General features: G+C 54.1%; 22 protein-coding genes. 10 read left to right on the plus strand and 12 right to left on the minus strand.

The window, feature by feature from the left end; genetic code table 11:
* The first annotated feature begins 170 nt into the window (after positions 1-170).
* From H9X86_RS06615 to H9X86_RS06635, 5 genes are all read left to right on the plus strand, one after another.
* Entirely contained in the window at positions 171-1,421 is a 1,251-nt protein-coding gene (locus H9X86_RS06615) for a hypothetical protein (RefSeq protein WP_204900769.1), read from the plus strand.
* Between the two features lie 16 nt (positions 1,422-1,437).
* Positions 1,438-2,301, plus strand: coding sequence for an ATP-binding cassette domain-containing protein (locus H9X86_RS06620; protein ID WP_204900770.1), 864 nt, complete (start codon positions 1,438-1,440; stop codon positions 2,299-2,301).
* Between the two features lie 8 nt (positions 2,302-2,309).
* The gene (locus H9X86_RS06625; protein ID WP_204900771.1) at positions 2,310-4,694 is read left to right on the plus strand and encodes a hypothetical protein; all 2,385 of its coding nucleotides are present in this window, start codon (positions 2,310-2,312) and stop codon (positions 4,692-4,694) included.
* A gap of 174 nt (positions 4,695-4,868) precedes the next feature.
* Positions 4,869-5,165, plus strand: a complete 297-nt coding sequence (locus H9X86_RS06630) for a type II toxin-antitoxin system RelB/DinJ family antitoxin (protein ID WP_204900772.1) — start codon at positions 4,869-4,871, stop codon at positions 5,163-5,165.
* A gap of 2 nt (positions 5,166-5,167) precedes the next feature.
* Positions 5,168-5,503 carry a type II toxin-antitoxin system RelE/ParE family toxin gene (locus H9X86_RS06635; protein ID WP_204900773.1) on the plus strand — a complete coding sequence of 112 codons (336 nt, stop codon included), beginning with the start codon at positions 5,168-5,170 and terminating at the stop codon, positions 5,501-5,503.
* Positions 5,504-6,017: 514 nt separating this feature from the next.
* On the opposite strand, the gene H9X86_RS06640 is transcribed toward H9X86_RS06635, so the two are convergent.
* A complete protein-coding gene (locus H9X86_RS06640; protein WP_204900774.1) occupies positions 6,018-6,899 on the minus strand; it encodes an XRE family transcriptional regulator in 882 nt (293 codons plus the stop codon).
* A 192-nt stretch (positions 6,900-7,091) separates the two neighbouring features.
* On the opposite strand from H9X86_RS06640, the gene H9X86_RS06645 reads away from it, so the two are divergent.
* Together H9X86_RS06645 and H9X86_RS06650 are read left to right on the plus strand one after the other, a co-directional pair.
* The gene (locus H9X86_RS06645; protein WP_204900775.1) at positions 7,092-8,021 is read left to right on the plus strand and encodes a helix-turn-helix domain-containing protein; all 930 of its coding nucleotides are present in this window, start codon (positions 7,092-7,094) and stop codon (positions 8,019-8,021) included.
* Between the two features lie 157 nt (positions 8,022-8,178).
* Positions 8,179-9,795, plus strand: a complete 1,617-nt coding sequence (locus H9X86_RS06650) for an ABC transporter ATP-binding protein (RefSeq protein ID WP_204900776.1) — start codon at positions 8,179-8,181, stop codon at positions 9,793-9,795.
* A gap of 175 nt (positions 9,796-9,970) precedes the next feature.
* Here H9X86_RS06650 and H9X86_RS06655 read toward each other — a convergent pair whose 3' ends face one another.
* The 3 genes from H9X86_RS06655 to H9X86_RS06665 all read right to left on the minus strand — a co-directional run bounded on the left by H9X86_RS06655 (position 9,971) and on the right by H9X86_RS06665 (position 12,337).
* Positions 9,971-10,141 carry a hypothetical protein gene (locus H9X86_RS06655; protein ID WP_204900777.1) on the minus strand — a complete coding sequence of 57 codons (171 nt, stop codon included), beginning with the start codon at positions 10,139-10,141 and terminating at the stop codon, positions 9,971-9,973.
* An 88-nt stretch (positions 10,142-10,229) separates the two neighbouring features.
* The gene (locus tag H9X86_RS06660) at positions 10,230-10,985 is read right to left on the minus strand and encodes an exodeoxyribonuclease III (protein ID WP_204900778.1); all 756 of its coding nucleotides are present in this window, start codon (positions 10,983-10,985) and stop codon (positions 10,230-10,232) included.
* On the minus strand, positions 10,982-12,337 hold the full coding sequence (locus H9X86_RS06665) for a putative hexosyltransferase (RefSeq protein ID WP_204900779.1): 1,356 nt from the start codon (positions 12,335-12,337) through the stop codon (positions 10,982-10,984). The genes H9X86_RS06660 and H9X86_RS06665 overlap by 4 nt, the downstream gene beginning before the upstream one ends.
* Before the next feature lie 305 nt (positions 12,338-12,642).
* Here H9X86_RS06665 and H9X86_RS06670 point away from each other — a divergent pair, with 305 nt between their 5' ends.
* Genes H9X86_RS06670 through H9X86_RS06680 form a run of 3 tightly spaced genes read left to right on the plus strand, consistent with a single transcriptional unit; the run spans position 12,643 to position 17,501 of the window.
* Complete coding sequence (locus H9X86_RS06670; protein WP_204900780.1) at positions 12,643-15,582, plus strand: acyl-CoA dehydratase activase; 2,940 nt, start codon at positions 12,643-12,645, stop codon at positions 15,580-15,582.
* A 30-nt stretch (positions 15,583-15,612) separates the two neighbouring features.
* Positions 15,613-16,923 (plus strand): 2-hydroxyacyl-CoA dehydratase, encoded by a 1,311-nt coding sequence (locus H9X86_RS06675; RefSeq protein WP_204900781.1) that lies wholly within the window; start codon positions 15,613-15,615, stop codon positions 16,921-16,923.
* Positions 16,924-16,937: 14 nt separating this feature from the next.
* Positions 16,938-17,501 carry a GNAT family N-acetyltransferase gene (locus H9X86_RS06680; protein ID WP_204900782.1) on the plus strand — a complete coding sequence of 188 codons (564 nt, stop codon included), beginning with the start codon at positions 16,938-16,940 and terminating at the stop codon, positions 17,499-17,501.
* 44 nt (positions 17,502-17,545) lie between these two features.
* On the opposite strand, the gene H9X86_RS06685 is transcribed toward H9X86_RS06680, so the two are convergent.
* From H9X86_RS06685 to H9X86_RS06720, 8 genes are all read right to left on the minus strand, one after another.
* Positions 17,546-18,415 (minus strand): DegV family protein, encoded by an 870-nt coding sequence (locus H9X86_RS06685; RefSeq protein WP_204900783.1) that lies wholly within the window; start codon positions 18,413-18,415, stop codon positions 17,546-17,548.
* Positions 18,416-18,510: 95 nt separating this feature from the next.
* Positions 18,511-19,245: an NAD-dependent protein deacylase gene (locus tag H9X86_RS06690; protein ID WP_204900784.1), complete on the minus strand. Its 735-nt coding sequence runs from the start codon at positions 19,243-19,245 to the stop codon at positions 18,511-18,513.
* A gap of 109 nt (positions 19,246-19,354) precedes the next feature.
* A complete protein-coding gene (locus tag H9X86_RS06695) occupies positions 19,355-19,651 on the minus strand; it encodes a hypothetical protein (RefSeq protein ID WP_204900785.1) in 297 nt (98 codons plus the stop codon).
* A gap of 3 nt (positions 19,652-19,654) precedes the next feature.
* On the minus strand, positions 19,655-20,569 hold the full coding sequence (locus tag H9X86_RS06700; RefSeq protein ID WP_346011443.1) for an ABC transporter ATP-binding protein: 915 nt from the start codon (positions 20,567-20,569) through the stop codon (positions 19,655-19,657).
* Positions 20,570-20,682: 113 nt separating this feature from the next.
* Complete coding sequence (locus tag H9X86_RS06705; RefSeq protein WP_430736097.1) at positions 20,683-21,702, minus strand: ABC transporter ATP-binding protein; 1,020 nt, start codon at positions 21,700-21,702, stop codon at positions 20,683-20,685.
* A gap of 154 nt (positions 21,703-21,856) precedes the next feature.
* Positions 21,857-23,407, minus strand: a complete 1,551-nt coding sequence (locus H9X86_RS06710; protein ID WP_204900788.1) for an ABC transporter permease — start codon at positions 23,405-23,407, stop codon at positions 21,857-21,859.
* Positions 23,408-23,423: 16 nt separating this feature from the next.
* The gene (locus H9X86_RS06715; protein ID WP_204900789.1) at positions 23,424-24,410 is read right to left on the minus strand and encodes an ABC transporter permease; all 987 of its coding nucleotides are present in this window, start codon (positions 24,408-24,410) and stop codon (positions 23,424-23,426) included.
* Positions 24,411-24,643: 233 nt separating this feature from the next.
* On the minus strand, positions 24,644-26,911 hold the full coding sequence (locus H9X86_RS06720) for an ABC transporter substrate-binding protein (RefSeq protein WP_204900790.1): 2,268 nt from the start codon (positions 26,909-26,911) through the stop codon (positions 24,644-24,646).
* Between the last annotated feature and the right edge of the window lie 63 nt (positions 26,912-26,974).

Consider the following 26,974-nt stretch of genomic DNA (forward strand, 5'->3'; position numbering starts at 1 on the left):
CCCCCACACCCGCTCCCAGTGCCCCCCCTGCTGCATCCGATGCTCCGGAAGATGGAGGAGCCTTGGTGGGCTACGAGGCAGTAGGCCCAGAATTTTCAGATGAAGTCAATGTTGCCACCGAAGATGGCACGGACGCTGAAATGATAAAGATTTCTGGGAGGGATTAAGCCATGAACATCAAACATTTTGGAGGGCGAATGCTAGCCCTTGTATGTATCGCTTCTTTGATGGGGTGCTCTGCCCACACCGTTTCTCAACCTTCCTCCACCGGGCATTCCGGATTTCAAAAGGAGACCAGCATTTCCAATGAAATGCGCTTGAATGCTGCCTGCCTGGTAGACGGAGGATATTATCTGCAAAGCGATGGACTGGTGTATTTTATGGACGCTACATCAGGGCGGATGACTCCTGTGTGTGGGAAACCAGAGTGCCACCACTCCGACGACACCTGCAACGCCTGGATAAATTCTCCCTTCTTGAGTTGGTACGATGGAAAGCTCTATTACGCCACCAGCAGCCTTAACACCGACAATCTGCTCACCCTATACTCCATGAACCAGGACGGAACCCAACATGAAAAAGTGCAGACCATCCAACTCGAAGGGGCGGATTGGTCTACCTCCTATCAGCCCATGCTGGTAGGAGGGTGGATTTACTTTATGGATTCCAACGCCATGCTCTATCGGGCCAAACTGGGAGCAGATGTCTCCCAGGCCGACCTGCTGTTTCAAGAAAACTCCTCGGATATCTTGGAATCCACCTGGAAGTTTTGGGCGGATGGGGATAATGTGTATGCCATGAATCATGTATTGACTTCCAATGGGGAATATGAGGATATCCTCTATCGCCTGGGCGAGAAGGAAACAGACACAAAAGAGATCTGGCGCTCTTCGGACATCGGCATTCTTGGTGTAGACGAATCGGTTTCCTCCTGGTACATCACAGGTGGTCACCTTTACTACTATTTTTCTGGCAGCGATGTCTGGGACATGGACTTACAAACCAATGTTTCCGCCAAGCTGGTAGATCTGCCGGATACACTACAAAGTGGAACCGCTATTTTCAATGATACCAATATTTTTATTTTGGATGATCAGCCTGACCCCACCTTCGGACCCCAAAGTCCTTTCCGATATGGAGGCAAGATCATTCGGGTCTATACCTACCAGGGAGAGTTGTCCCAAGAACTGGACTTACAGCCCATCTATCAGCAATACCCCGATGTGGTTCATTGCGCCCTGGTGTTTGCCGACACGGAGCACGCCTACGTATTGGCCTATTGTGGCATGGACATTAGTATTGCTACTCGCTTTTACCGTGTTAGCTTGGAAAGCGGCGACTGTACGGAGTTGGACACCTGGCCTGGGGCCGCCAATATCTATGAAGCTACCCCATCAGAACCGCCCATGCAAATTGGCTGAAGACAGGAGAAACTCTATGCAACTACAGCTACAAAACGTGAGCAAGAAATACGGAACCCACACCGCATTAGATGGTTTCTCCTTCACCTTTGAGCCTGGAATCTACGGGATTTTAGGGGCCAATGGCGCTGGAAAAAGCACTCTGATGAACTTGCTCACCGACAACCTTCCCCGGACAAATGGTGCCATTTTGTACAACGGCACAGACATTCTAGAGCTGGGCAAACGCTTTCGGCAAGTGTTGGGATATATGCCCCAACAGCAGGGCCTTTATGAGCAGATGACAGCCCAGGCCTTCCTGGCCTATATGGCGGAGCTGAAAGGGATTCCCAAGAAACTGGCCAAAGAGCAGATGGACACCCTCCTGACCGTCACAAATTTATCTCAGGTGCGACACAGGAAACTGTGTGGATTTTCTGGTGGGATGAAGCAACGGGTGTTGTTGGCCCAGGCACTCTTAGGGAATCCGGAGGTACTGATTTTGGATGAACCAACGGCAGGCTTGGACCCCAAGGAGCGCATCCGAATCCGCAACTTCATCTCCTCCCTCTCCCGCAATCGCATCATCTTACTGGCCACCCATATTGTCAGTGATATTGAGTACATCTCCGATCAAATCCTGATGATGAAAAAGGGCCATGTCATTGGCAGCGGTACCCCTGCTCATTTGCTAGAGAGCGTTTCGAACAAGGTAAAAGAACTCCCTTGTCCTCCGGATTATCTGGAACAAATGGAGCAAGAATATGCCGTGGGTAATGTCTTCCAGCGCAACGGCGAGACATGGATTCGGGTAGTTGGCGACCACCTACCTGAGAAAGGGCATGAAGTACCCGAGCATTTGACCTTGGAAGATGTGTATTTATACTATCTGGGGGCGTGAGATAAACCATGAGAGAATGGAAACGAATCTTTACCCAGCGTCGTCTCTGTCTTGGTCTTTTGCTGATACTCCTCCTCAATGGCGTTTGGTTTATCCGAGAGCAGGCCTCTCAGTGCTACGGTCTTGACCTGTCTCTCCCCTCCACTTGGGTCTCCTCAGAGTATGTCAGCCAAACCAACACGGTTTCCCAGGCAGAAGTGGATGCTTATGCCGCCTATACCCGCTATTTGCAGCGACTGGACCAGGCAAAGGGCGAGCCAGTTTCTCAACGGATTGACGCCTTGGAGCAGGAGCTGGGACAGCTGGAAGATGCCCTGACTGTAAACCCGTCCATGAATCTGTATGACCTCACTCTGGACTACATTGCCGTTCACAATGTGCTGTTACAGGCAAGGTATCTCCAGAACTATCCCACCTTTCTGGAGGACATTCAAACCAGCAAGGACAATCTCTTATCCTTCTCCATCTTTCATGATACAGACAGCTTCTCTGGGCGCAATATTCTCAAGACCGCCTCGGATTTTGAAGCACTCAATGATGTGACCTTGACGATGGAGGCCAATGGCGCCGTGGAGGCTTTCATACATGCACCCCTGACCGATTACCTGATGGTAGTACTATCCTTTCTCTTGGTGGTATCCTTTTCGGAAGAAAGGAAACAGGGTCTATGGAGTTTGATCCATACCACCCCCCAGGGGCGATTGCTCCTTACCCTGTGCAGAGCCCTGGCTCTCTTGGGTGGCTGTGTCCTTTGTGTCCTTTTGCTGTATGGTGAGACGTGGATGCTTAGCATGTATGTCTATGGAGGAGCCGGCGACTTAGGTCGAGCAGTTCAATCCATCGAAGTCCTGGGAAAACTACCGGCGCTGTTTACCGTGGGTCAATTCCTGTTGCACTACGTCCTGCTACGGATCGCAACCATGTATCTGATGAGTTTGCTCCTCTGGCTTCTTCTGAGTTGGATGCCCCATGAGAAATTTGCTTTTTTGGTGGTAGCCGGGATTATGTGCTTGGAATATGCCCTATATACGTTTTTGCCGGTGCAAAGTCCCCTCAACCCGTTGAAGTATTGGAACCTATTCACCTACATCAGCTTATCCGACCTCTACACGGAGTATCTGAACATCAATGTATTTGGGTATCCATGGGAAATCCGAATGATATCTGAGCTCGCACTTCTCCCCCTATGCGTGCTCTTTTTGGTTGCCTGTATCATGACGCAGTGTTTGCAAAAGCCCTACCACCAAAGGGACTGGGTAGCCCCCATTGCCGCAAAATACAACCACCTCACAGACAAGGTTTTCTGTGGCCTCGGTCTGTGGGGAATGGAATGGTTCAAGACACTTTGGACACAAAAGGGGGTCGTTGTCATCCTTTTCCTCCTATATGTCACCAGCCAGCTTTCCTTTTCCGCCAATATTCCAGTGTCCAGTGCCGTGGATCGCACGGTGAGACAGTATACCGCAGCGTTGGAGGGCGAGATTACCCCGGATACCTTCGTCCAAATAGGCCAAATAGGAAAGGAACTACAGAGTACCATTAACACCTACGAAGAGGCAAAGATCGCCTACCAAAACGGGGAGATGGAGCGCTCTCAGCTGAACATCTATGCCCACGAAGCGGAAGTAGCACAGATGAAGCAAGAGGCCATTTCCATCGTCCGGCAACGTGTGGAGAACTTGGCAGACAACGCAAATCAGCTGGGCATTACTCCGTGGCTGGTGGAATCCACCCCCTATGAACGCATATACGGCGAGGCCGCCAGCAAAAACCAACAGAACGCCTCCACCCTGGCTTTGTTGGCCTTGGTGTTCCTCCTGGCGGGGAATCTCCCCTACGAGCGTCAGGCTGGGATGATGCCACTTCTGATTGCCTCCCCACGGGGCAGAAACTCCCTGCTGAGAAGAAAAGTTGCAGTGGCTGGTCTCTGGGCAACTGTCGTTTGGGCTGTGGTATATGGGTGGGAGCTTCACACTTTGCTGTCCTCCATCCCCACGGATACCCTATCTGCTCCCATACAAAGTCTCCCTTTCCTGGAGCGCCTGACCATCCCTTGTACCATCCAAACCTTTTTAGTTGCGTGGTATTTGGTGCGTCTTCTGCTCCTATTGGGTGGTGCTGTATTGATCCTGGCTCTATCCATCTCAGCAGGCCAGAGAACCGTGGTATCCTATGCAATCGTTCTAGGAGTCTTGGTTTTGCCCTCCCTCCTGTATTTTTATATGGGGATTCATGCACTGAAGTATGTGTCTTTTGCCCTGCCCCTGCAACTGCTTGATTTGGTGCAGGTCAAGCATCCGCTGGGGCTGCTGGGCATTCTTTGTGGGGGTTATATCATTCTTCTTGGCCTATCCATGTATCGTCTACGCCGAGCATTGAAAATCTGCCGATAACATAGGGGGAAGCCGGGATGTCCGGCTTCCCCCTATGCATTTCTTCAGTTCCCGTCCTTATGCCGCTTGAAGCCCTAAGTTGTTCATACGAACTCATTTTCTCTAAATGCACAAAATGTATTGTAATCAGCCATACAAAAGAGTATACTGGTTTTAGAAAGGCGGTGTACAACTATGGCAATCAAAACAGCAAACGTAACAGCACGGGTACAACCAGAAATCAAGCAGCAAGCGGAGGCTATCCTGGATCAGCTGGGCATTCCCGTATCCGTCTTGATTGATACCCTTTATCGCCAAATCATTATGACCAACAGCATTCCATATTCTTTTAGCGTCCCCTCCCTTCCAACACGGGATTCGATGTCTGCAGCACAGTTTGACCAGATGATGGAGAAAGGGCTGAATCAGGCCAAAGCAGAACAGGGAATGGACTTGGATGCTGCATTTGCCCGTATCAGTGAGCGTATCTGAAGATGGAATATAGAATCAAACTGACCAACTATGCCGTAGCACAAATACAGGAAATCACCAGCTATATCACCCAAGTTCTTCAAGCTCCAGATACAGCACGTCGCTGGCTTGCAAAACTAAAGAAAGATATTTCCTTACTAAATACCATGCCCAGCCGTTATCCTCTGACACCCGAAGAACCGTGGCGCTCAGAGGGGGTACATAAAATGGTGGTGTCGAACTTTCTGGTGTATTACTGGATCGATGAAGTGCAGAAAGTAGTATGGGTCACTGCTGTTGTCTACGGGCGGCGAGATCAAATTCAGGCGCTACGAGATATACCAAAGGATAAGATCTGATAAGGCGAGTGCTTTTTTGTTTACAGTCCCACAATTCCTGAGCCGTGTTCGATACAGAAATCACTTGCCTACCCCTTGTCCCAGAGTTACAATACAGACAATCAGTAACACAAAAATGCTCCCCTTCCCTGTCGGCGCAAAGCACCGGCAAAGGATGGGGAGCATTTTTGACCACAGATCATACCACACACACCCTCGGAACACACGGAAACCACGCTTTCAAAGAGTGCCAAAGAGCAAGTGGATTGGAGCGGAAAGGGTTAGAAAGCTGCCAAGATTGTCAGGAAATTTTTGACATCGCCCTTCGGGTCCAAGAGGCCGCAGGTTCAAATCCTGTCACTCGGACCAAAAAACACCGTCGACGCTATGTCGGCGGTGTTTTTTGGTTTTGCGTGATTTTGTTGAACCTGCGGCCTCTTGCATTAAAATCCGCCGCCTTATGGCCCTCAGAGTGTCAACTCTGGGGGCCATAGGTTCAAATCCTGTCACTTTTCTATTTTCTATGTCGCAAGTCTTACGAACGGTATTTCTTCCAAAAGAAAATCAATGATATGATTCCAGGGATTCCTATATACAGCACAACGGCAACCGCAGAAATCTTTCCAATGCTATCCGTATCCGAGCACGACAATGCTGTGCCAAGGTACAGCAGCGTAATGGGCAATGAGATAAAGCCAATGATCTTATGAGCCAGATTCCATGTGTCCTCATCCCTCACTGTCCAAGGCAGGCGCAAACCGGTGTGCCGCTGATACGGCAGACGAGGAGCCAGTGCACCGAAAAAAAGGAACACGCAGGAGAAGATGCCCATGGCCAGCCACCCCTCCTGCTGTTCTGTCAGTGTGATGGCCTTCGCCTGCTCCAGTCCACAAACTACCACTGCTCCTACGAGCAAAAGGGCGCTGAATCCTGTTGCAATCTTCAACGCTTTCATCTGCATTGCGGAAACCGTACTTTCAGAAAGCAGGGACAGGTTCCTGTATAGAATCAGCAACGCCAACCCGAAACAGGCCCCTACCAAAACCAACGACACAATGGGATTGCGTACAGTTATCATAATCATCAGAGCAACAAGAGAGAGAAAGATAATCTGTCCCCTCTTTTTTCCTGCAAGCACACTTCTTTGCAACTGCCCATTGCGTTCTGCCAGTTCTTCTTTGACCCTGGCCAGTTCCCCAGCCAAATCCACCGTTGGTTCCTCTTGTGGCAAATCCAGCAGAATACTCACGGGCACATCCAACGCCCTGGAAATTCTTATAAGGGCTTCTGCGTCCGGTACGGACATGTTGTTTTCCCACTTGGATAATGTCTGCCGTACAACGTGCAGCATACTTGAAAGTTCTTCCTGTGTGTATCCCTTCTCCTTGCGATATTTTTTGATGTCATCTCCTAACATAGTATCATCCCCTTCCCTGCCAATATTGTAGGCATAGACTGGGATGTTGTAAAGCAACGACTTTTAACACGGATTTTCTTTGCGAAGTGAAGCACTCAGTTTTTTACGTAACTTTACCTTTTTAGCTGACAATGTGCTATACTACAACTTGGAATATTGGGTACAGCTGCCCGGAAACGAGAGGTCACATCCATGCAAAAAAATTCATTGGGGGATACCCTGCGAGAACTACGCAAGCAAAAAGGGCTTTCACAGGAGGACCTAGCCGAGGGAATCTGCTCCCCGGTGTCTATCTCACGCATTGAAAACGGAAACCAAATCCCCTCTCAACCAGTATTGGAGGCACTGCTGGAAAAACTGGGCACTGGGCTTTATCAAATTTGCAACGTCTACTACCGCAGTGAGCAGCAGCAGGCTTTTGAGGAAAAAGCCCAGACAATCATCAATCTGGGAGACGAGGAAAACATGGACCAGGCCTGGAAGGAACTGCAGTGGCTGCAGCAAGCCTGCCCCGACGATACTCGCAGCCGACAACTTTGCTGGTTGGTGGAGGCCACGCTGCGGCTGCAATGCTACGACACGGATCCGGAGAACTATCCTCTTGAGGAAACCATGGAGCTGGCCCAAAAGGCGCTGGCCCTGACCCGCCCCAACTTCGACTACGAAAACTTCCCCAGCTCCGTGCTGACCATCTTCGAGGTGGATCTGCTCCATATCATAGTAGCCATTTGGGCAGGCATGGACCGCAACATGGATGCTTTGCGCCTGGGCGAACGCCTGTATGCATCCCTGAAAAGGCACGAAAGTGATGTGGTTAGTTATGAACGAGCCAAGATCAATGTGGTGCGGAACCTGGGCGCTATTTTGGCCAAAATGAAGATGTACCAAGATGCGCTACAATACATCGATGAGGCAGAGGCCTTGAGTCTGAAGAACGACGAGCACAGTCTATTGGTGATGATCGAATTGACCCGGGCTGAAATTTACTGTCTGATAGACCGCAAAGAGGAGTGCGCCGATATTTTGAAAACGTTAGCAGCCTATACGGCATTGACAAAGCAAAAAACATATCTTTTGTCGATTCAACGCTTTGCTCGCGACAAACTGGGCCTTGACTTGTAAAAAAATACTGCTTAACAAATGATGTTATATGGCCATAACAAATTGTGTAGGTTCATTCTATACACGGTTTGTTATGGTCTTTTTCTGGTTTTGAGGTAAAATGCATCCAGAGATTTTGAAAAGGACGCAAACCATCTAAAAACTAGGAGGAATGACCATGAGAGGATATATTTTTCAAAAAAACAAGCTGCTCACCGCCGCCATGGCAGTGGTGACCGCCATGCATACAGCAGCACAGGCGATGGTGGCCCTGATGATCAGCCGGATCATCGACACCATCAACGAGATCATTTTCACTGGAAACACCGGCCTAATGGCCAATAGTGCAATCCTTTGTGTCGTGTTTGCACTGTTTGTCGGTGTGGTAGTGTTTGCCTCCATGTATATCCAAGGCCTTTGGATCAAAAAAATCATGCTGCATCTAAAAAACTCCTTGTTCCACGGTATGCTGCACCAGCCCATGGCCATCCACCAAAACCGCAGCAGCGCCGAGGACCTGACCCTGCTGACCCAGTCTATGGGAACCTTTGAGGAAAACTATCTGAAAAACAGCATCAAGATTTTCGAATCAGCCCTGAGCATTGTAATGGCGGTAGTGCTGCTGTTTACCATCAACCCCCTGGTAGCAGTCATATCCATCGTGGCCATGTGCATTCCCACACTGCTGCCTCAGCTGTTCGGTCAAAAAATGGCCCGCCGTCAGGAGGAGGTTGTAAAGCAGACCACCAATTATACCAAAAAAGTGAAGGATTCCCTGACCGGCTACGAGGTGCTGAAAACATATCATGCAGAGCCGCAGAACGAGGCCATCTGCCGAGACCAAGCCGACGCCATGGAGATCAGCAAGTTGAAAATGACCGCAACCAACGCCATGGTGTATAGCGTGGCCAATATTTCCTCGGTAATGGTACAGCTCTTCATTATGCTGCTGGCGGGTATATTCGCAGTGCGCGGTCTGATCTCTCTGGGAAATATCTTAGCCGTGGTAAATCTCACTAGCATGGTTGTGTCCCCCGCCTTCGAGATTTCGGGGCAGATTACGCAGCTGAAGTCTACCCAGCCCATTGTAAACCAGATGCTGACCCTGTTAAACACCTCTGATGCCCCCACCATCAGAACTGAGGTCAAACGAAGCATCGTTCTAGACAATGTGACGTTTTCTTATGCAGACACCCCCGTGCTGACCCACGCCAGCACCAAGTTCGAGCGGGGCAAAAAGTATGCCATTGTGGGCAAAAGCGGTAGTGGCAAAAGCACCCTGTTAAAGCTGCTGGCTGGCTACTATAACAGCTTTGACGGCAAAATTCTTGTGGACGACCGGATCGGTGTACAGTGCGACTGCGCCGTCATTCATCAAAACGTGTTCCTGTTTGACGACACCATCCGCAACAATATCACTCTGCATGGCGATTACACCGATATCCAAGTGCAGGCCGCCGTCCACGCAGCAGGTCTGGACGAAGTGGTGGCCAACTTGCCAGAGGGGCTGGAGACAAGCGTTTTGGAAAACGGAGCCCGCTTCTCTGGCGGCGAACGGCAACGCATTGCCATAGCCCGGGCTCTGCTGCACAAAAAGTCCCTGCTTCTGGTGGACGAAGCCACATCCGCCCTGGACGCCGAGAATGCGGCGAAAATCGAAGATAGCATCCTGAGCCTGCAGGGAATCACCTGCATTGCCGTAACTCACAAAACCGATCAACAAAGCTTGGCTCGATACGATCAAGTTTTGCGGATGGAAAGCGGTATGCTGTCCCCCGAAGGAAAGATTTTCTGAAGGAACCCTTTTTCGTATTTGATGACTTGAGAGATGCTTTTTATGAGGCACAGAACTGGAAGCCCCCTATTCATCCTGAGCCAGTTCATAGCCATAGGTAGGAACGTCGCTCTCCAGTTCAAACACCTAAAAAGTGCGCAGGAGAGGGGAATTTTTCCCCTCTCCTGCGCACTTTTTACATCTTCAAGACCCCGGAGAGATTCTCCATGGCATCTCCCGCCATCTTGGCAGCCTTGCCAGCTGCTTTCTGCACCTTGCTCTTTTTCTTAGGGCTCAGAGCCATCCCCACCATACCGCCAGCCAGCATACTCAGACCAGCCACAGGGATCATCATACTCATCTTCATCGCACAATTCCTCCTTTGCTTTGGGTCTGCTCTAGTTTGCCCAAAGCAAGGAATTTCTCTATGCCACTTTCTTCTTAATTGGAATTTTTTATATTTCAAGTTCCAGCGACACCGGGCAGTGGTCGCTGCCATAGATATCTGAGTGGATGAATGCCCCACGCACATGCTCTGCCAAGCGCTGAGACACCACAAAGTAGTCAATACGCCACCCCGCATTGTTGGCCCGGGCGTTAAACCGATAGCTCCACCAGGAGTATGCCCCAGTGACGTCAGGGTACAGGTAGCGGAAGGTGTCCACAAATCCGTTTTCCAGCAGCAGCCCAAACTGCTCCCGCTCCTGATCGGAGAAGCCCGCCTTTCCCCGGTTGGGACCGGGATTTTTTAAGTCTATCTCCTGGTGGGCCACGTTCAAGTCTCCACAGTAGATCACCGGCTTCTTCTTATCCAGTTCCATCAGGTAGGCTCGCAGATCCCGCTCCCACTCCATGCGGTAATCAATGCGGGCCAACTCGTTCTGGGCGTTGGGTGTGTAGCAGTTAACCAGATAGAATGCCGGGTACTCCAGGGTGATGAGCCGCCCCTCATGGTCGTGGGGCTCAAGCCCCATGCCATAGCACACCGAAAGCGGCTTGTGCCGGGTAAAGATGGCGGTGCCGGAATAGCCCTTTTTCTCAGCGGAGTTCCAAAACTCCTCATACCCAGGCAGCTCAACCTGAGCCTGCCCCTGCTCCATCTTGGTCTCCTGGAGACAGATAAAATCCGCATCTAACCCCAGCATAGACTCCTCAAAGCCTTTTTTCAAGCAAGCCCGCAGGCCATTGACATTCCATGAGACAAATTTCATGCCGTTGTTTCTCCTTTTCTTCTGCAAAGGTTCACCAGATGGATGACGCACAACACAAGGGCCACCGCCATAGCGGCAGTCTCCCAAAACATCACCAGGTAGCCTCCAGATAAATATACAATGCAGTTATACTTCAAACGCAAATAGACACAGTAGCTGGCCAAAGACGAGGCACACACCAGCACCGCCACCGGAATTCTCCGAACATTGGACACGGCCCAGCACACCGCCAATACATCCGCCAAGTAGAAGTAGCGCTCGTGCATATGGGGCAGCAAAAACGGAATCCCCACCACCAGCACCATGGCAATGGTCATGGCCAGCTGATTGTCCATATGCTTGACATTCCATGCTCCCACAAACAGCATAGCAAAGGCCAGGAGTGCTGCGGCGAAGATCCCCACCGTAGCCAGCATTTCCGGGTCATACACGGCATTGGAAGGCAGAAACTGATAGATGGATGGTGCGTTCAGGGTCAACCGATTATTGTCCCCCATCTGCCCCAGATAGACGCTCAAAATATCCACCAGAGGCTTTCCCACCAGCAGAGCAGGCACCGTGGTGAGGGCATACACCCCGGGGAAGACAAACAACTCCCGGAACTTTACCCGTCCTGCCAGCCACATCACTCCCCAAAGGGGCATAATAAACACTGTCTGGAGCTTGAAAGAAAACGCCAAAGCCACCCACACCAGGGACCACTTGTTCCGCCCCTCCAGCAAACAGGCCACCGCATGAACGATCAGTGCCCCATAAATGGCGTCGCACTGGGCCCAGTAGCTTCCGTTGAGTACCACCGTGGGTACAAAAAGCAGCACACCAAAGGTGATTAGGGGAAGTATCGTGTTTCCTTGTTCCTTGGTCAACACCCGCACCAAACGAAATCCGCCCCATGCCAAGATCACATCCAGGAGAATGGAAAACAGCTTATACAGATATAAGTTGGGGACATCTAGATAAGAGATCAGGGCAATAAAATAAAGATAGGGCACATTGTAGTTGCCCACGGGCTGGGCAATGGCTGCGAATCCGCCTCCGTCCCGAATGGTCTCATACCACGGTCCCAGAAACATCTGATAGTCCCCGCTCTCATAGTCCAGCAACAGGCAGCGCAGCAACATGGCCGCGGTCAAAGGCAGCAGCATCACCAGAACCTGCCCAGGTGAAACACCTTCTCTGTGCAGCAGCAGTCCTCCCAGGCCAGCCACCAGCAGCAATATCACGGCTACCCACACATGATGAACCACAGTTCCCTGGCGAAGCTGCAGGGCTGCTGCCACGGTGCCCCCCATGCAAATCAGGGAGATAATTCCGCACGTTTTTTCATACCATCTCAGCTTTGCCCAGCTCATGCTGATCTCCTGCCTTCCAATTCGTCTATTGGGAGTATTCTACCACGCCCCCCGTTGCTATTTCAACCGCATTCTTTCCCGGGAACGGTGTACTTCTCCCATGTCTGCGGCATAGCCCCTGTCAGCTCAGATGATTTCATGGTAATATCCCACAGACCACAGTGGCCCAGCCGTTGTAGTCTGTTATTTTGTGATGAATTTTGCCATAACTCCCCGTTATTGCAAGAACTTGGTATTGAAATCAACATTCTATTTATATATAATAGGTGTACTGCCTAATTATATGTATTCAGGAAGGTGCCATTATGAATTTGCGAGTCGGCATTGATATTGGCTCCACCACCGTCAAAGTGGTGGTGCTGGACGAACAAAACCAAGTTTTATTCCGCTCCTATGAGCGGCATTATTCCAAAACCCGGGAACGGGCCTGTGAGACCCTGCACTCCATTGAAGATATGCTCCGGGGCAAAGAAGTCAAATTGGTGATTACCGGCTCTGCCGGTCTGGGCGTGGCAAAGGCTGCCGGTCTGGACTTTGTCCAGGAAGTGTATGCCACCGCCGCTGCGGTCAACACCTACATTCCCGACACCGACGCCGTCATCGAGCTGGGCGGCGAGGACGCCAAGATCATCTTCTTCGGCGGCGCTCTGGAGGAGCGGATGAACGGCTCCTGTGCCGGCGGCACCGGCGCTTTTATCGACCAGATGGCCACACTGATGAACGTCACCGTCAACGAGTTGGACGACCTGTCCCTCAAGCACGAAAAGATCTACCCCATTGCCTCCCGATGCGGTGTGTTTGCCAAGTCCGACATCCAGCCCATCCTGAACCAGGGTGGACGCAAGGAGGACGTGGCCGCCTCCATCTTCCAGGCCGTGGTGGATCAGACCGTGGCAGGCCTGACCCAGGGCCGTGAGCTGAAGGGCAAGATCGTCTTTTTGGGCGGACCCCTCACCTTCTTGCAGGGGCTGCGGGCCCGGTTCGTGGAGACCCTCCAACTGGATGCAGAGCACGCCATCTTCCCCAAGGACGGCGACTGCTTTGCCGCCATGGGCGCTGCCCTGTGCTCGGAGGAGTACACCGCCCGGCCCTTTGAGGAGCTTTTGAAGCTGCTGGAGGAGAGCCGAGACGCCACCACCGTGGTGGACACCATGCCTCCCCTCTTCTCCTCTCAGGAAGAGTACGATGCCTTTGTAGCCCGCCACAATGCCTCCACCCCGCCCCAGCTGGATATCCACACCTACACCGGGGACGCTTACCTGGGTATTGACGCAGGCTCCACCACCACCAAAATGGCCCTCATTGCCCCCGACGGTGGCCTGCTGTACACCTACTACCATTCCAACCAGGGCAACCCTGTCTCCGTGGTGCTGCCCCAGCTCAAAGAGATCTACCAGCTGTGCGGGGATCGCATCACCATCAAGGGCTCTGCCGTCACCGGTTATGGCGAGGATTTGATCAAAAATGCCTTCAGCTGCGACTTAGGCCTGGTGGAGACGGTGGCCCACTACCGTGCCGCCGCCCACTTCAACCCTGACGTGGACTTCATCATCGACATCGGCGGCCAGGACATGAAGTGCTTCAAGATCCGCAACGGCGCCGTGGACTCCATTATGCTCAACGAGGCCTGCTCCTCCGGCTGTGGTTCCTTCATTGAGACCTTTGCTAAGGCTCTGGGCTACTCCATTGCCGACTTTGCCAAGATGGGCCTGTTTGCCGCCCATCCGGTGAATCTTGGCTCCCGGTGCACCGTGTTTATGAACTCCTCGGTGAAACAGGCCCAGAAGGATGGGGCCAGCGTGGAGGATATCTCTGCCGGTCTGTCCATTTCCATCGTGAAAAACGCCGTGTATAAGGTCATCCGTGCCGCCAGCGCCGACGACTTGGGCAAGCACATCGTGGTACAGGGCGGCACCTTCTACAACGACGCCGTGCTGCGGGCCTTTGAGCAGGAATTGAATCGAGACGTGACTCGTCCCACCATCTCCGGTATCATGGGCGCCTTCGGCGCCGCTCTGGCCGCCCGTAACCTGCACCTGGATAAGTCCAGCCTGCTGGGCCCCGAGGCCCTGAAAGACTTTGTGCACACCGCCAAGCCGGTGACCTGCAACCTGTGCACCAACCACTGCGCCCTCACCGTCAACACCTTCGACGGCGGCCGTCGCTTCATCTCCGGCAACCGCTGCTCTCGCCCCCTGGGCAAGGAGAAGGTGGAACTGCCCGATCTGTACAACTACAAGTATCGCAAGCTTCGCTCCATGGAGGGTAAAGGCTTTGGCAACGGCTCCCGTGGCCGCATCGGCATTCCCTTCGGGCTGAATATGTATGAGAACCTGCCCTTCTGGTTTGAGCTGTTTACCCGTTTGAACTTTGAGGTGGTGCTCTCCCCCGAGTCCTCCCGTAAACTGTACATCAAGGGCCAGCGCACCATCCCTTCGGATACGGTGTGCTACCCTGCCAAGCTCCTCCACGGCCATGTCCAGGCCCTGGTGGAGAAAGGGGTGGATGCCATCTTCTATCCCTGCATGTCCTATAACTTCGATGAGAAGACCTCGGACAACAACTATAACTGTCCCGTGGTGGCCTATTATCCCGAGCTGTTGGCCGCCAATGTGCCCGATCTGAAAAAGACCCGGTTCCTCTATCCCTACGCCGGTCTGCACCGTCCCCGTGATTACGAGCGTATCGGCTCCCAGTGGTTCTCCGATACTTTCGGGATTCCCCGCCGGGAAGTGGTGCACGCCATCCGGGCCGCCTACCAGGCCTATGACCTATACAAGCAGGAACTGCGGGCTGTGGGCCAATCTTATATCGACCAGGCCCGGGCTGAAGGCCGCCCCATCATCGTCATGGCAGGCCGCCCCTACCACATTGACCCGGAAATCAACCACGGCATCAACGACCTCATCACCTCCTTCGGCTTTGTGCTGGTCAGTGAGGATGCTGTGGCCTTCCACGAGGACTATGCACCCCGGAAGGTGCTCAACCAGTGGACATTCCAGTCCCGTATGTACAACGCCGCCCGTTATGTGTGCACCCAGCCGGATATGCAGCTGATCCAGCTGGTGAGCTTCGGCTGCGGCACCGACGCCATCACTGGCGACGAGGTGCGCTCCATTCTCGAGCAGGGCGGCAAGCTCTATACCCAGTTGAAAATCGACGACATCAGCAACCTGGGCGCTGTGCGCATCCGTGTGCGCTCCCTTATGGCCGCCATGGACGAACGCAGCCAGGACAAAAACTGATGTCCCCAGATCTCGAAAGGAGAAAAAAACATGGCTGAATTGGTTTACGGCAAAGACGGGCGTCTTCTGTTTACCAAGGAGATGAAGCAGGAGTACACCCTGCTGATGCCTCAAATGCTTCCCGTCCACTTTGGTATGTTCCGGCAGCTGTTGATGCTGGAGGGCTACAAGGTGGATATGCTCACCACCAACCACCGGGGTATCGTGGATGAAGGCCTCAAGTACGTCCATAACGACACCTGTTACCCCGCCCTGCTGGTCATCGGCCAGCTCATAGATGCCGTCAAGCATGGCGGATATGACCCCCACAAGGTTGCCCTGCTCATCACCCAGACCGGCGGTGGCTGCCGGGCTTCCAACTACATCCACCTGCTGCGGAAAGCCCTGGAGAAGGCGGGCATGTCCTATATCCCTGTCATCTCGGTCAACCTCTCCGGCATGGAGAAAAACCCCGGCTGGAGCCTCACCCTCCCCCTCATCCGCAAGATGATCTACGCCATGATGTACGGCGACCTCATCGTCAACGTGGCCAACCAGGTGCGCCCCTACGAGGTCATGAAGGGGGACACCGACAAGATGGTGGAGACCTGGGAAAATAAGCTCATTGACGCCTTCCAGAAGGGCAAGGGCATGAACCGCAAGGAGATGCGTCAATACTTCGACCAGATCTGCGCCGATTTCGCAGACATCCCCGTAGCCGGCCCCCAGAAGGTGCGTGTGGGTGTGGTGGGCGAGATTTATGTGAAGTTCTCCCCCCTGGGCAACAACAACCTGGAGGACTTTCTCCTCTCTGAGGGGGCCGAGCCTGTGGTGCCCGGTCTCACCGACTTCATGATCTTCAAAATTTTCAACCGGGAATCCGACGTAGACCTGTACGGTGGAAAGTGGATCAAAAAGAAGGTGTGTCAGATTTTCAAGGGCTATATTGAGGAGTGCCAAAAGGACATGATCGCCGCTTTGAAAAAGACCCGCTTCCATGCACCCGGCACCTTTGAAAATATGCACAAGCTCGTGAAGGGCTATCTGGGTGACGGAAACAAGATGGGCGAGGGCTGGCTGCTCACCGGTGAAATGCTGGAGCTCATCCACTCCGGCGTGCCCAACATTGTCTGTACCCAGCCCTTCGGCTGCCTGCCCAACCACATTGTGGGTAAGGGCATGATCCGCAAGCTGAAGGATGACTATCCCAACTCCAACATTGTGGCCATTGACTACGACCCCGGCGCTACCAAGATCAACCAGGAAAACCGCATCAAGCTGATGCTGGCCAACGCCCGCCAGATTGCCCGTCAAGAGGCCCAGCAGGCCGCTGAGAATGAGCTGGTGGGAGCCTCCCACTAAGGAGGTCGTTTCCCATGTCCCAGCTCACCCTTGTGGAGGCCTCCACGCCTGAGCATTTCCGTGCCATGAGCGAAATCCATGCCCTGGGCTGGTGGGCCGCCTATCCGGATGCCGTTCCCCTGGACTGGATGGAGGCAAACATTACCCCTACCCGCTGGGTGGACACCTTTGCTGAATACGCACGTACTCCCCGGCATCACGGGTTTCTCCTCTATCGAGATGGCACCCCAGTGGCCTGTATCACCTGCGGTCCTGCCCGCATCGGCAATCAGAACCACGGTGGCGGGATGCTGGTGAAGTTTGACGCCTCCGGTTATGAGGGGTGGGGTGAAATCATCTCCTTTTACACCCATCCCCAGGAGACGGGCAAAGGGTACGGCACCATGCTCATGGATCGGGCCAAACAGCAACTGAATGCAGACGGCTTCCACCGGGCCTATGTGTTTGTGCTGCGGGAAAATGAGGGTGCCCGGCGATTTTACGCCCGAAACGGCTTTTCCTGGGATGGCACCCAGCAGGACATTCCCTTTTCACACGACACCATCTGCGTGGATTTGCGCTATACCACAGTTCTATAATCGACAAAAGCGGCGGAGCAAACGCTCCGCCGCTTTTTATACTCTTATATACGCACCGCACCCACGCCCAGCACGCCGGGCCCAGTATGGCAGGCCACAGAGAGGGTCAGGTCTGCATCCTCCACGTCGTAGTCCAGATGGAAGTACCCCTGTACCTGGGCCTTCCACTCCTCCCGGAGTTGGTCAGGCACCTGACTGCATGCAATCTTCACTGCCAGCTGTCCACTGTCATGCAGGGGCTTCAACCGCCCCTCCAGATCCTCTTTGAGCTTGTCCAGCATCAGCAGGCGAGCTGCCTTAGCCCCCCTGGCCTTTCCCACACTCTCTAACTTTTCCCCGGCAATGGTGAGCACCGGCTTAATGTTGAGCATAGTGCCGGCAAAGGCCTCAATACCTGACACCCGTCCACCCCGGCGCAGATATTTCAAGGTGTCCACCATGAGGAAGATACTGGCGTCAGACGCCTGCTCCTCCAGGGTACGGCGAATCTGGGCGGCATCCTGTCCCTGATCAGCCAATGACAAGGCATCCATCACCGACTGCCGTTGCGTCACGGAAATGCGGCGGTTATCCACCACCTGCACCTTGCCCTGGTAATCCTCCGCCATCATCCGGGCGGTGGCATAGGTGCTGCTCAGACCTGCGGACATAGGGATATACACCAGCTGGTCATAGCCCTTGAGAATCCGGTTCCAAAGCTCCAGGGTGTCTGCCGGTGAGGGCTGGGAGGTAAACATCTCCGCCCCGGCCGTCAGGCGCTGATAGAAGTACTCCTGGCTCAGATTTAACCCCTCGAAGTACACCTTCCCGTCAATGTTGATGGGCATGGGCACTACAAAAATGCCCAGCTTCTTCCCTTCTTCCACGGTAATTCCGCTGTTGCTGTCCGTCACCACGGCAACTCTTGCCTTCATGAGCACAGTCTCCTTTTCCCAGGATTCAAAATACAGTCAAAATCACAGCATGGTCGCTGTCTTTATAGGCATTGTACCATAATTTTACGGATCTATCAAGATTTGAGATGGGCACACACTGTCTCAAGCACCCCGGCTATGGGCTCTCGAATCACAACGCCCGCCCGGCTGTCATAGCTGGTGGCATCCCGGTTGATGAGGGCCAATCTCTGCCCCCGGAAGTACTCCAGCAGGCCAGCAGCCGGATAGACCACCAGAGAGGTACCACCCACAATGAGCAGATCCGCCTGGGAAATGGCCTCCACCGCCCCCCGAATGGTCCGCTGATCCAGCCCCTCCTGGTAGAGCACCACATCGGGCTTGATCACACCGCCGCAGTGAGGGCAGCGGGGAATCCCCTGGCCCTCTGCAATCTGCTCCACAGGGTAGGCGGCCCCACAGGACAGGCAGTAATTGCGATACACAGAGCCGTGGAGCTCATACACCCGCTGACTGCCCGCCTTCTGGTGCAATCCGTCGATATTCTGAGTCACCACCGCTTTCAGTTTGCCCATCTGCTCCAGCTGCGCAAGGGCCAGATGGGCGCCGTTGGGTTGGACATCCAGACACAGCATTTTTTCCCGATAGAAGCGATAAAATTCCTCAGTGTGAGCAAAAAAATAATCATGACTGAGGATGGTCTCCGGCGGAAGGGCATAGTGCTGGTGATACAGCCCGTCCTGGGAACGGAAGTCCGGGATCCCACTTTCCGTAGACACCCCCGCACCCCCAAAAAACACGATATTATGGCTCTCCTCCACCCACTTGGTCAGCATCTCCACTTGCGTCATGGTTGTCTCCTCCTTTTGTATCTCATCATACTCCACCTACGGCCACAGGTCAATCCACTCCAACGAAACAGGCGTGTCCCAGCCTTCAGCCGGGACACGCCTGTAAACATCATTTCCAAAACCAGAGCATCAGGGCAATGATCAGCCCAAAGACAACCACATAGATGATGCCAATCAAAAGTGCTGACTTCAATGCCGCCCAGACATAGGCTCTGCGATCCTCCCGGCTCATGCCGCTGTCCTCCCAGGGACGAAGATCCTCCTGCCTTTCCTCAGGCTGCTGTGGCTGAGTTTGAGGCTTGGAGGCCGTATCTCCGGGAAGGATCAGACCGGGACGAGAGATGCCGCTCATGTCCGCAATCACGCGGCCATCGTCATCCTCGTATTTTTTTGGCTTACGTGCCATACCTTACTTGTCAAAGAGGTGGCAGACCACATAGTGGCCGGGCTCCACCTCACGCTGGCAGGGGGCCTCCACCTTACAACGCTCGGTGGCGTAGGGGCAGCGGGTGTGGAACTTACAGCCGCTGGGGGGATTGGCAGGAGAAGGAATGGAGCCCTCCAGCACGATCCGGTTCATCTTGGCATTGGGATCGGGCACAGGAATGGCAGAGAACAGAGCCTTGGTGTAGGGATGCAGAGGATTGCGGAAAATATCCTGAGTATCGCCGTACTCCACCAGATTGCCCAGGTACATCACGCCCACAGAGTCAGAGATGTGCTCCACCACGGACAAGTCGTGGGAGATGAACAGGTAGGTCAGCTTGTACTGATCCTGCAAATCCTTGAGCAGGTTGATGATCTGAGCCTGAATGGACACGTCCAGAGCGGACACCGGCTCGTCGCACACCACGAACTCGGGGTTGAGAGCCAGAGCACGGGCAATGCAAATACGCTGGCGCTGACCGCCAGAGAACTCATGGGGATAGCGGGCCTTGTGGAAGGGCTGCAGGCCGCAGTTGTCCATGACCTTGTCAATGTAGTCATTGTACTCGGCCTTGCTCACCAGCTTGTGCTCCCGCACTGCCTCGCCAATGATCTCACCCACAGGCAGTCGGGGGGACAGGCTGGAGAAGGGGTCCTGGAAGATGATCTGCATCTTGGTACGCAGAGCCCGCATCTCCTTGGGACTCATGTCGTAGACCTCTTTGCCGTTGAAGAGCACCTGGCCGTCGGTCTTCTCCCCTGCCAGGCGGAGGATGGTACGGCCGGTGGTGGTCTTACCACAGCCGGACTCGCCCACCAGACCCATGGTGGTACCACGCTTGAGGTTGAAGGTCACGCCGTCCACGGCCTTGACATGGCCCACAGTCTTGCTGACCATGCCGCCCTTGATGGGGAAATACTTCTTCAGGTGGTTAACCTGGAGGATATACTGGGGATCATATTCCACCGGAGTGAAGTCACTGGTGACAATACCCTTTTTCTGATTGGCCATTAGACTTCACCTCCCTGTTTGTTCTTATCATAATAGCGGTAGCAGGACACAAAGTGGGTGGGGCTGAGCTGCACCTGGCAGGGATACTCGCCCTCACAGTCGGCCACACACATCTCGCAGCGGTCCTTGAAGTAGCAATAGTTGGGCATATCAATGGGGTTGGGCACCTTGCCGGGGATGGAGTAGAGCTTGTCGATCTGCTTACCCACCACAGGCTTAGAGGCCATCAGGCCAATGGTGTAGGGGTGAGCAGGGTTGGAGAAGATCTCATGCACAGTACCCTTCTCCACCACACGGCCAGCATACATGACCACCACATAGTCGGCCATCTCAGCGATGACACCCAGGTCGTGGGTAATGAACATGATGGAGGAGTTGATCTTATCCTTCAAGTTGCGCAGCAGATCCAGCACCTGAGCCTGGATGGTCACGTCCAGAGCCGTGGTGGGCTCGTCTGCGATAATCACCTTGGGGCTGCAGGCCAGAGCCATGGCAATGCACACACGCTGACGCATACCGCCGGACAGCTCGTGGGGGAACATATTGTATACGCCCTGGCTGTTGGCGATGCCCACCATCTCCAGCAGCTCAATGGTGCGGGCCTTGACTTCCTCCTTGGTCTTGCCCTCACCGTGGTGGAGGAAGATGACCTCGTCCACCTGCTCGCCAATGCGGAACACGGGGTTCAGGCTGGTCATGGGCTCCTGGAAGATCATGGACACATAGTTGCCGCGGATCTTCTGCATCTGCTCGTTGGGCATCTTGGTCACGTCATAGGCCTTATCGCCCATGTTCAGGCGAATCTCGCCCTCCACCACCTGGCCCTGGGGCCGCTGGAGCAGCTGCATCAGGGACAGGCTGGTGACGGACTTGCCGCAGCCGGACTCGCCCACCACACCCACGGTTTTACCGATGGGCACTTCAAAGGACACGCCGTCCACGCTCTTGACCACACCGGCATCGGTGTAGAAGTAGGTGTGGAGGTTATCAAACTCCACGGCGTTATTGGGGTCGGCCATCTGGGTGAGGTACTCACTCTCAGGCACGTTTTTACGCTTACGCTGTTTCTCAAAGGCATTGGTGATCCGGCGGTTCTCCTTGGCAATGCGCCGGGCCTCCCGGCCGGAGAGATAGCCTTCTGCTTTATTCTTAGCCATTGTCTCTCCTCCTCTCTTACCGCTTCATCTTGGGGTCAAAGGCATCACGCAGACCGTCACCCACGAAGTTGAAGCCCAACACGGTGAGCAGCAGGCAGATGCCGGCGGGGATCCACACGAACCAGTAGGAGGTCAGCACGAAGGAGTTGGACACGTCGTTGATGATGTTGCCCCAGGAAGCGAAGGGGAACTTAACGCCCAACCCCAGGAAGGACAGGGTGGCCTCGGTGATGATGGTGGAACCCAGGCTCATGGTGCAGATGACGATGAGCTGAGGGATGACGTTGGGGATCAGGTGACGGAAAATGCGGCGGGAAATGCTGATGCCGCAGGCCTCGGTGGCAGTCATAAACTCCTGCTCACGCAGAGAGAGGATCTGACCACGCACCATACGGGCGATGCTGGGCCAGCCCAGGAAGCCCAGAACCAGCATCAGGTAGAACATTCGCATGGTGGGATCCACCCGCATACCGTCCATGGCCGAACCCATAATGATGATCAGCGGCATGGAGGGGATGCAGTAGAACACGTCCACCACACGCATGATGAGGTTGTCCACCCAGCCGCCGAAATATCCGGCCACGCCGCCCAGGATGATGCCCAGGAAGGCGGAAATAAACACAACGATGAAGCCAATGACCAGGGACACACGGCCACCGTACATCAGACGGGTGAGCATGTCCATGCCGTTGCGGTCAGTGCCCAGCCAGTGGGCCTTGGAGGGGAAGGCATAGGTATCAAACACCTGGGTCTCCTTCTCCTGCTTGACGGAGTAACTCTTCGTGTCAGCGTCATACACCAGAGTGTAGTCGTAAGTGCCCTCTTCATTGGTGAAGGTGAACTCGTCGCTGTCTGCCTCAATGGCCTCGGCCAGCTGCTCCTTGAAGTCACGGGTAAAGGTAACACCGCTGATCTTGGACTGCACCACAAAGCGGCTGATATAGGCCACGGGCTGGCCGGCCTTGTTCACGCCGCCATGCTCGTCCATGGTATACTCAGTACCATCTGCGGTGAAGCTGGTCTCCCCGTTGGTGTATGCCTTCAGGGCTGCACGCTGGAAGTCAAAGTTCAAATCCATAGAACTGTCCTCGGCGTTGACAATGTCCTTAAAGGCCAGTGCCACGGGAGTGCTGCCCTTGGAGACGACGTAGAAGTCCTCCCCTTCCTTGGCCACACCATAGGTAGCATCCTTATAGGTAAAGGAAGTCTCGTTCTTGGCAGCAGCCAGCATAAACTGGGCCTGGAGTCGTCCGCTGAAATCCTGCCCCTCCGCAGTCACAAAGCGGAAGTCGGTGTTTTCCGTCACAGCGGCGTACTCCTTGGCCTGGTACTCATACCGATAGAACAGCTCGTCCTGTCCATAGGGGCTTACCACACCGCCAATGAAGGAAAAGACAAACATGACAGCCAGGATAATCAGGCCTGCCACAGCCAGGCGGTTGCGGAAAAATCGCTTGGCTACCAGGGCGCCGGGAGAGAGAACTTTGACTCGGCGGTCATCGTTCAGGGAGAGGTGCTCCTGGGAGCCGCCCTCGTTCTGATGGTTCATTTTCTTCTCGTCAGACATGAAAGCGCCTCCTTTCTTATGCGATGCGCACGCGGGGGTCAACCACAGCGTACAGAATATCGGAAATCAGGTTGCCAGCCAGAGTGAGCACGGCCAAAAACAGCAGATAGAACATGGAGAAGGGAATGTCGCCTGCGGTCATGGCAGTATAAGAAGTCCAGCCGATGCCACGGATGGAGTACAGAGTCTCGGTAATCAGAGCACCAGAGAACAGTCCGGGCAGAGAGCCGCCAACGATGGTGACCAGGGGGATGAGGGTGTTGCGGAAGGCGTGATGATAGATGACCTTCTTCTCGCTCAGACCCTTGGCACGGGCGGTACGGATATAGTCGGCATTGAGCACTTCCAGCATGTTGGTGCGGGTGTAACGCATCAGAGAGCCCACAGACACCACCACCAGGGTGACGATGGGCAGCACCAAATGGTGGGCCATGTCCAAGAACTGGCCGAAAGCATCCAACTGATAGAAGTCACGGCCCGTCAGGCCCACCAGGTCAAACCACTGCAGCTTTACAGAGAACACCAGCTTGAGCAAGGTGGCGAAAAAGAAGGTGGGCAGAGAGATACCGGCCAGAGCAAACACGCTGATGGCGTAGTCCGCCTTAGAGTACTGCTTGGTGGCAGCAATCACACCCAGAGGAATGGCAATAATCAGCTGCAGGATAAAGGAAATCCCGCCCATGACAAAGGATACCCAAATCACGCTGGAGAACACGTCCAGTACGGGCAATGTAAACTTCCAGCTGTCACCGAAGTTACCGGTGAGCAGATTGCTCAGCTGGTGGAGGTAACCGGGAATCAAAGGCAGGTCAAGGCCGTACTGCCCTTCCAACTGGGCCAACCACTCATCATAGGGCTTGGCGCCGGGGGCCATTGCCAGCTGACGGGCCATGGTCTCTACATAGGAACTGGGCAGGCACCGCAGCAGAGTATAAATAATAAAAGATACTAAAAATAAAATGAGTACTGATAGTAGGATACGCTTGATGATATAATTTCGCATAGAATCCCCTCCGTATTTGTTGGCGAGTCACTGGGGTTCGTGTCCTCGCTTGATGTGTTCGCCCCGTCCGCACATCAGGCAGCCCCTCCGGCAAAGTTCCAACCAAGCGTCGGAACAGCCGCCTCATGTGCAGGGATGCGCAGGGTTGCCCTGCGGCCAAACGGCCGCAGGGCAACCGCGTTTATAAACTCAGAAAACTACTTTCCTTTGTCCATCAAGCCACTGGTGCTCAATTAGTTCAGCTCCAGCTTCTCGACGTCGTTCATCCAGTCCCAGTAGGTGGTCATATCGGGAGTGAGGGTATCGATCTTCACACGCTCGGTGGAGAAGATGTAGCAGTTCTGACGCTGATAGATGGGAAGCTCGACAGCCCAGTCCATCACGATGTCCAGAGCTTCCTTGTACATCAGCACACGGGCATCCTGGTCGGTGGTGCTGCGGGCATCCACGATGATCTCGTCCAGCTCGGCATCCTTGATGTCGTAGTTGTAGTTGGAAGTACCCTTGCTGTGGTAGATCTGATACATATCGGGATCCACGGTGGCGTTCCATGCCAGGGCAAACAGCTCAGCAGTGCCAGCCTCGATCTGAGAGGAGATGTCGGAGAAGTTGACAATGTCGGTGACGATCAGGTTCATGCCGATGTCAGCCAGAGCGTCCTTGGCCAGTTTGCACATCATGAAGGAGGGGTGGTCGCCCTGACCGCCGCCGCCGATGAGCAGCTCATACTCCAGCTTGGCACCCTCAGGAGCAGCGGTCAGCTTGCCGTCAGTGACGGTGTAGCCGGCAGCCTCAAAGAAGCCCAGAGCAGCCTGCTTGGCAGCAGCGTACTTGTCATCATTGCTCATGCCGTCGGTGTAGATGGGATCACCGTTGACATCGGTGGAGAAGGCCACCTGGTAGCCGTCATCGGTGACGCGGGGAGCAGCCCAGGAGGTGTCGGAGATGGGGTAGTTGATGACGTTGGCCCACTTACCATAGTAGGAGTCGATGGCCACATCACGGTACACGGCCATAACAGTGGCCAGGCCCTTACGCAGATTCTTGGAGGCCTCGGAAGAACCGTCATTGCCCACCTTCACGTTGTCGGCGTTGATGCCCACAAAGCCGTAGCCCAGGTTGTCAACGGTGTTGATGGTGATCACAGAGCCGTTGAAGTCCTTGCTGCCGCCGTTGGCTGCGGCGATCTCGTCGATGGCTTCCACGGAGAAGGAAGGATCGGTGATGTCCAGGCTGCCGGACTTCACGCCGGAGATCTTATCAGCCTCGGTGGTCTCCTTGAAGTTGATGTTCTGGATCTTGGGCTCGCCCTCCCAGTAGTTCTCGTTGGCCTCGAGAGCCACAGTGGCGTTCTCGTAGCTGACGAACTTGTAGGGGCCAGCGCCCATGGGCTTGGTGGTCTTCTCACGGACAATGCTCAGATCGCCCTTGGTAAAGCCGAACTGGTTGTTGTCGTAGTCGTACAGATCCTCGCTGCCGTAGTAGTGCATGGGAGCAACCATCAGAGACAGCTGATAGATGCAGGTAGCGGAGACCTCGGTGGTGGTCACACGCAGGGAGTTATCACCGGTCTTCTCGATACCGGCGATGTTGGCAGCGGACTCACCGGTCTGGATACCGATGTTGTAAGCCTCGTAGTTCTCCATCAGATCGAAGACAGAGGTGCCAGCGGACTCCTTGCTGGACATGGCAGCCACATCGCCCTTATACTTGTCGGAGTTGACCATGGTCCAGAAGAAGTCGGAAGCGGTGGCGTCCTCAGCCAGCTCGTAACCCCAGTTGGCAGCGAAGGCAGCAATGCTGTCCTCAGCCTTATTGGCCTCAGCAGCCACCAGGTAGTCCTTGATCTCCTGAATGAACTTCTCACTGGCCTGATCCAGGTCAGCCCACAGAGCGGTCTGCTCTTCCTCAGTCCACTTGGAGAAGTCGGTGTTGTCACGGCCAGCCTTGACGATCAGGTTGAACTTGGACTCCATGCCGGAACGGTACTCGTTCATGCCCAGGATGGGCTGGCTGTACAGAGTGGAGCTGCCGTCATAGGTGGGGTCGGACAGGACGTACATGGAGAAGATCACGTCGTCAATGTCCATCACGTGACCGTCGGAGAACTTCACACCATCCTTCAGGGTGATGTCATAGTACACGGTGCCGTCAGTATTCTCAGTGATCTTCACATCGGAGATGCTGGTGTAGGTGTACTCCTTACCGTTGTACTCCTTGGTCTCGCCCTCAATGCCGTTGAGGATCATAGCGCCCTCACGATCAGAGCCGATCAGAGGCATCTGCGTCATGGTGACGATATGTCCGTCATAGGCGGAGGTGTAGAAGAAGGGAGAGAACTTAGCGTCGTAGTTGCCGTCACCAACCACCAGAGTGCCGGTGCTGGAGCCGTCCTTGCCGGAGTCGGCATTGCCGCTGTTCTTGGAGCCGCAAGCAGAAAGCAAACCAAGAGTCATCACGGAAGCCATACCCAGTGCAAGCACGCGTTTCGTGCTTTTCATGTAGAGATTCCTCCTTAAATAATATTGAACAAAGAGAACATCCATCCTCTGAGCTCACACAAA

This window comes from Pseudoflavonifractor capillosus, from assembly GCF_016902575.1.
GTDB classification, from domain to species: Bacteria; Bacillota; Clostridia; order Oscillospirales; family Oscillospiraceae; genus Enterenecus; species Enterenecus capillosus_A.

What these genes read in the sequence shown, in the direction of transcription:
- H9X86_RS06615 (WP_204900769.1), top strand. Translation starts at nt 171, where the DNA reads ATGAACATCAAACATTTTGGAGGGCGAATGCTAGCCCTTGTATGTATC.
- H9X86_RS06620 (WP_204900770.1), top strand. Translation starts at nt 1,438, where the DNA reads ATGCAACTACAGCTACAAAACGTGAGCAAGAAATACGGAACCCACACC.
- H9X86_RS06625 (WP_204900771.1), top strand. Translation starts at nt 2,310, where the DNA reads ATGAGAGAATGGAAACGAATCTTTACCCAGCGTCGTCTCTGTCTTGGT.
- H9X86_RS06630 (WP_204900772.1), top strand. Translation starts at nt 4,869, where the DNA reads ATGGCAATCAAAACAGCAAACGTAACAGCACGGGTACAACCAGAAATC.
- H9X86_RS06635 (WP_204900773.1), top strand. Translation starts at nt 5,168, where the DNA reads ATGGAATATAGAATCAAACTGACCAACTATGCCGTAGCACAAATACAG.
- H9X86_RS06640 (WP_204900774.1), bottom strand. Translation starts at nt 6,899, where the DNA reads ATGTTAGGAGATGACATCAAAAAATATCGCAAGGAGAAGGGATACACA.
- H9X86_RS06645 (WP_204900775.1), top strand. Translation starts at nt 7,092, where the DNA reads ATGCAAAAAAATTCATTGGGGGATACCCTGCGAGAACTACGCAAGCAA.
- H9X86_RS06650 (WP_204900776.1), top strand. Translation starts at nt 8,179, where the DNA reads ATGAGAGGATATATTTTTCAAAAAAACAAGCTGCTCACCGCCGCCATG.
- H9X86_RS06655 (WP_204900777.1), bottom strand. Translation starts at nt 10,141, where the DNA reads ATGAAGATGAGTATGATGATCCCTGTGGCTGGTCTGAGTATGCTGGCT.
- H9X86_RS06660 (WP_204900778.1), bottom strand. Translation starts at nt 10,985, where the DNA reads ATGAAATTTGTCTCATGGAATGTCAATGGCCTGCGGGCTTGCTTGAAA.
- H9X86_RS06665 (WP_204900779.1), bottom strand. Translation starts at nt 12,337, where the DNA reads ATGAGCTGGGCAAAGCTGAGATGGTATGAAAAAACGTGCGGAATTATC.
- H9X86_RS06670 (WP_204900780.1), top strand. Translation starts at nt 12,643, where the DNA reads ATGAATTTGCGAGTCGGCATTGATATTGGCTCCACCACCGTCAAAGTG.
- H9X86_RS06675 (WP_204900781.1), top strand. Translation starts at nt 15,613, where the DNA reads ATGGCTGAATTGGTTTACGGCAAAGACGGGCGTCTTCTGTTTACCAAG.
- H9X86_RS06680 (WP_204900782.1), top strand. Translation starts at nt 16,938, where the DNA reads ATGTCCCAGCTCACCCTTGTGGAGGCCTCCACGCCTGAGCATTTCCGT.
- H9X86_RS06685 (WP_204900783.1), bottom strand. Translation starts at nt 18,415, where the DNA reads ATGAAGGCAAGAGTTGCCGTGGTGACGGACAGCAACAGCGGAATTACC.
- H9X86_RS06690 (WP_204900784.1), bottom strand. Translation starts at nt 19,245, where the DNA reads ATGACGCAAGTGGAGATGCTGACCAAGTGGGTGGAGGAGAGCCATAAT.
- H9X86_RS06695 (WP_204900785.1), bottom strand. Translation starts at nt 19,651, where the DNA reads ATGGCACGTAAGCCAAAAAAATACGAGGATGACGATGGCCGCGTGATT.
- H9X86_RS06700 (WP_346011443.1), bottom strand. Translation starts at nt 20,569, where the DNA reads ATGGTCAGCAAGACTGTGGGCCATGTCAAGGCCGTGGACGGCGTGACC.
- H9X86_RS06705 (WP_430736097.1), bottom strand. Translation starts at nt 21,702, where the DNA reads ATGGCCGACCCCAATAACGCCGTGGAGTTTGATAACCTCCACACCTAC.
- H9X86_RS06710 (WP_204900788.1), bottom strand. Translation starts at nt 23,407, where the DNA reads ATGTCTGACGAGAAGAAAATGAACCATCAGAACGAGGGCGGCTCCCAG.
- H9X86_RS06715 (WP_204900789.1), bottom strand. Translation starts at nt 24,410, where the DNA reads ATGCGAAATTATATCATCAAGCGTATCCTACTATCAGTACTCATTTTA.
- H9X86_RS06720 (WP_204900790.1), bottom strand. Translation starts at nt 26,911, where the DNA reads ATGAAAAGCACGAAACGCGTGCTTGCACTGGGTATGGCTTCCGTGATG.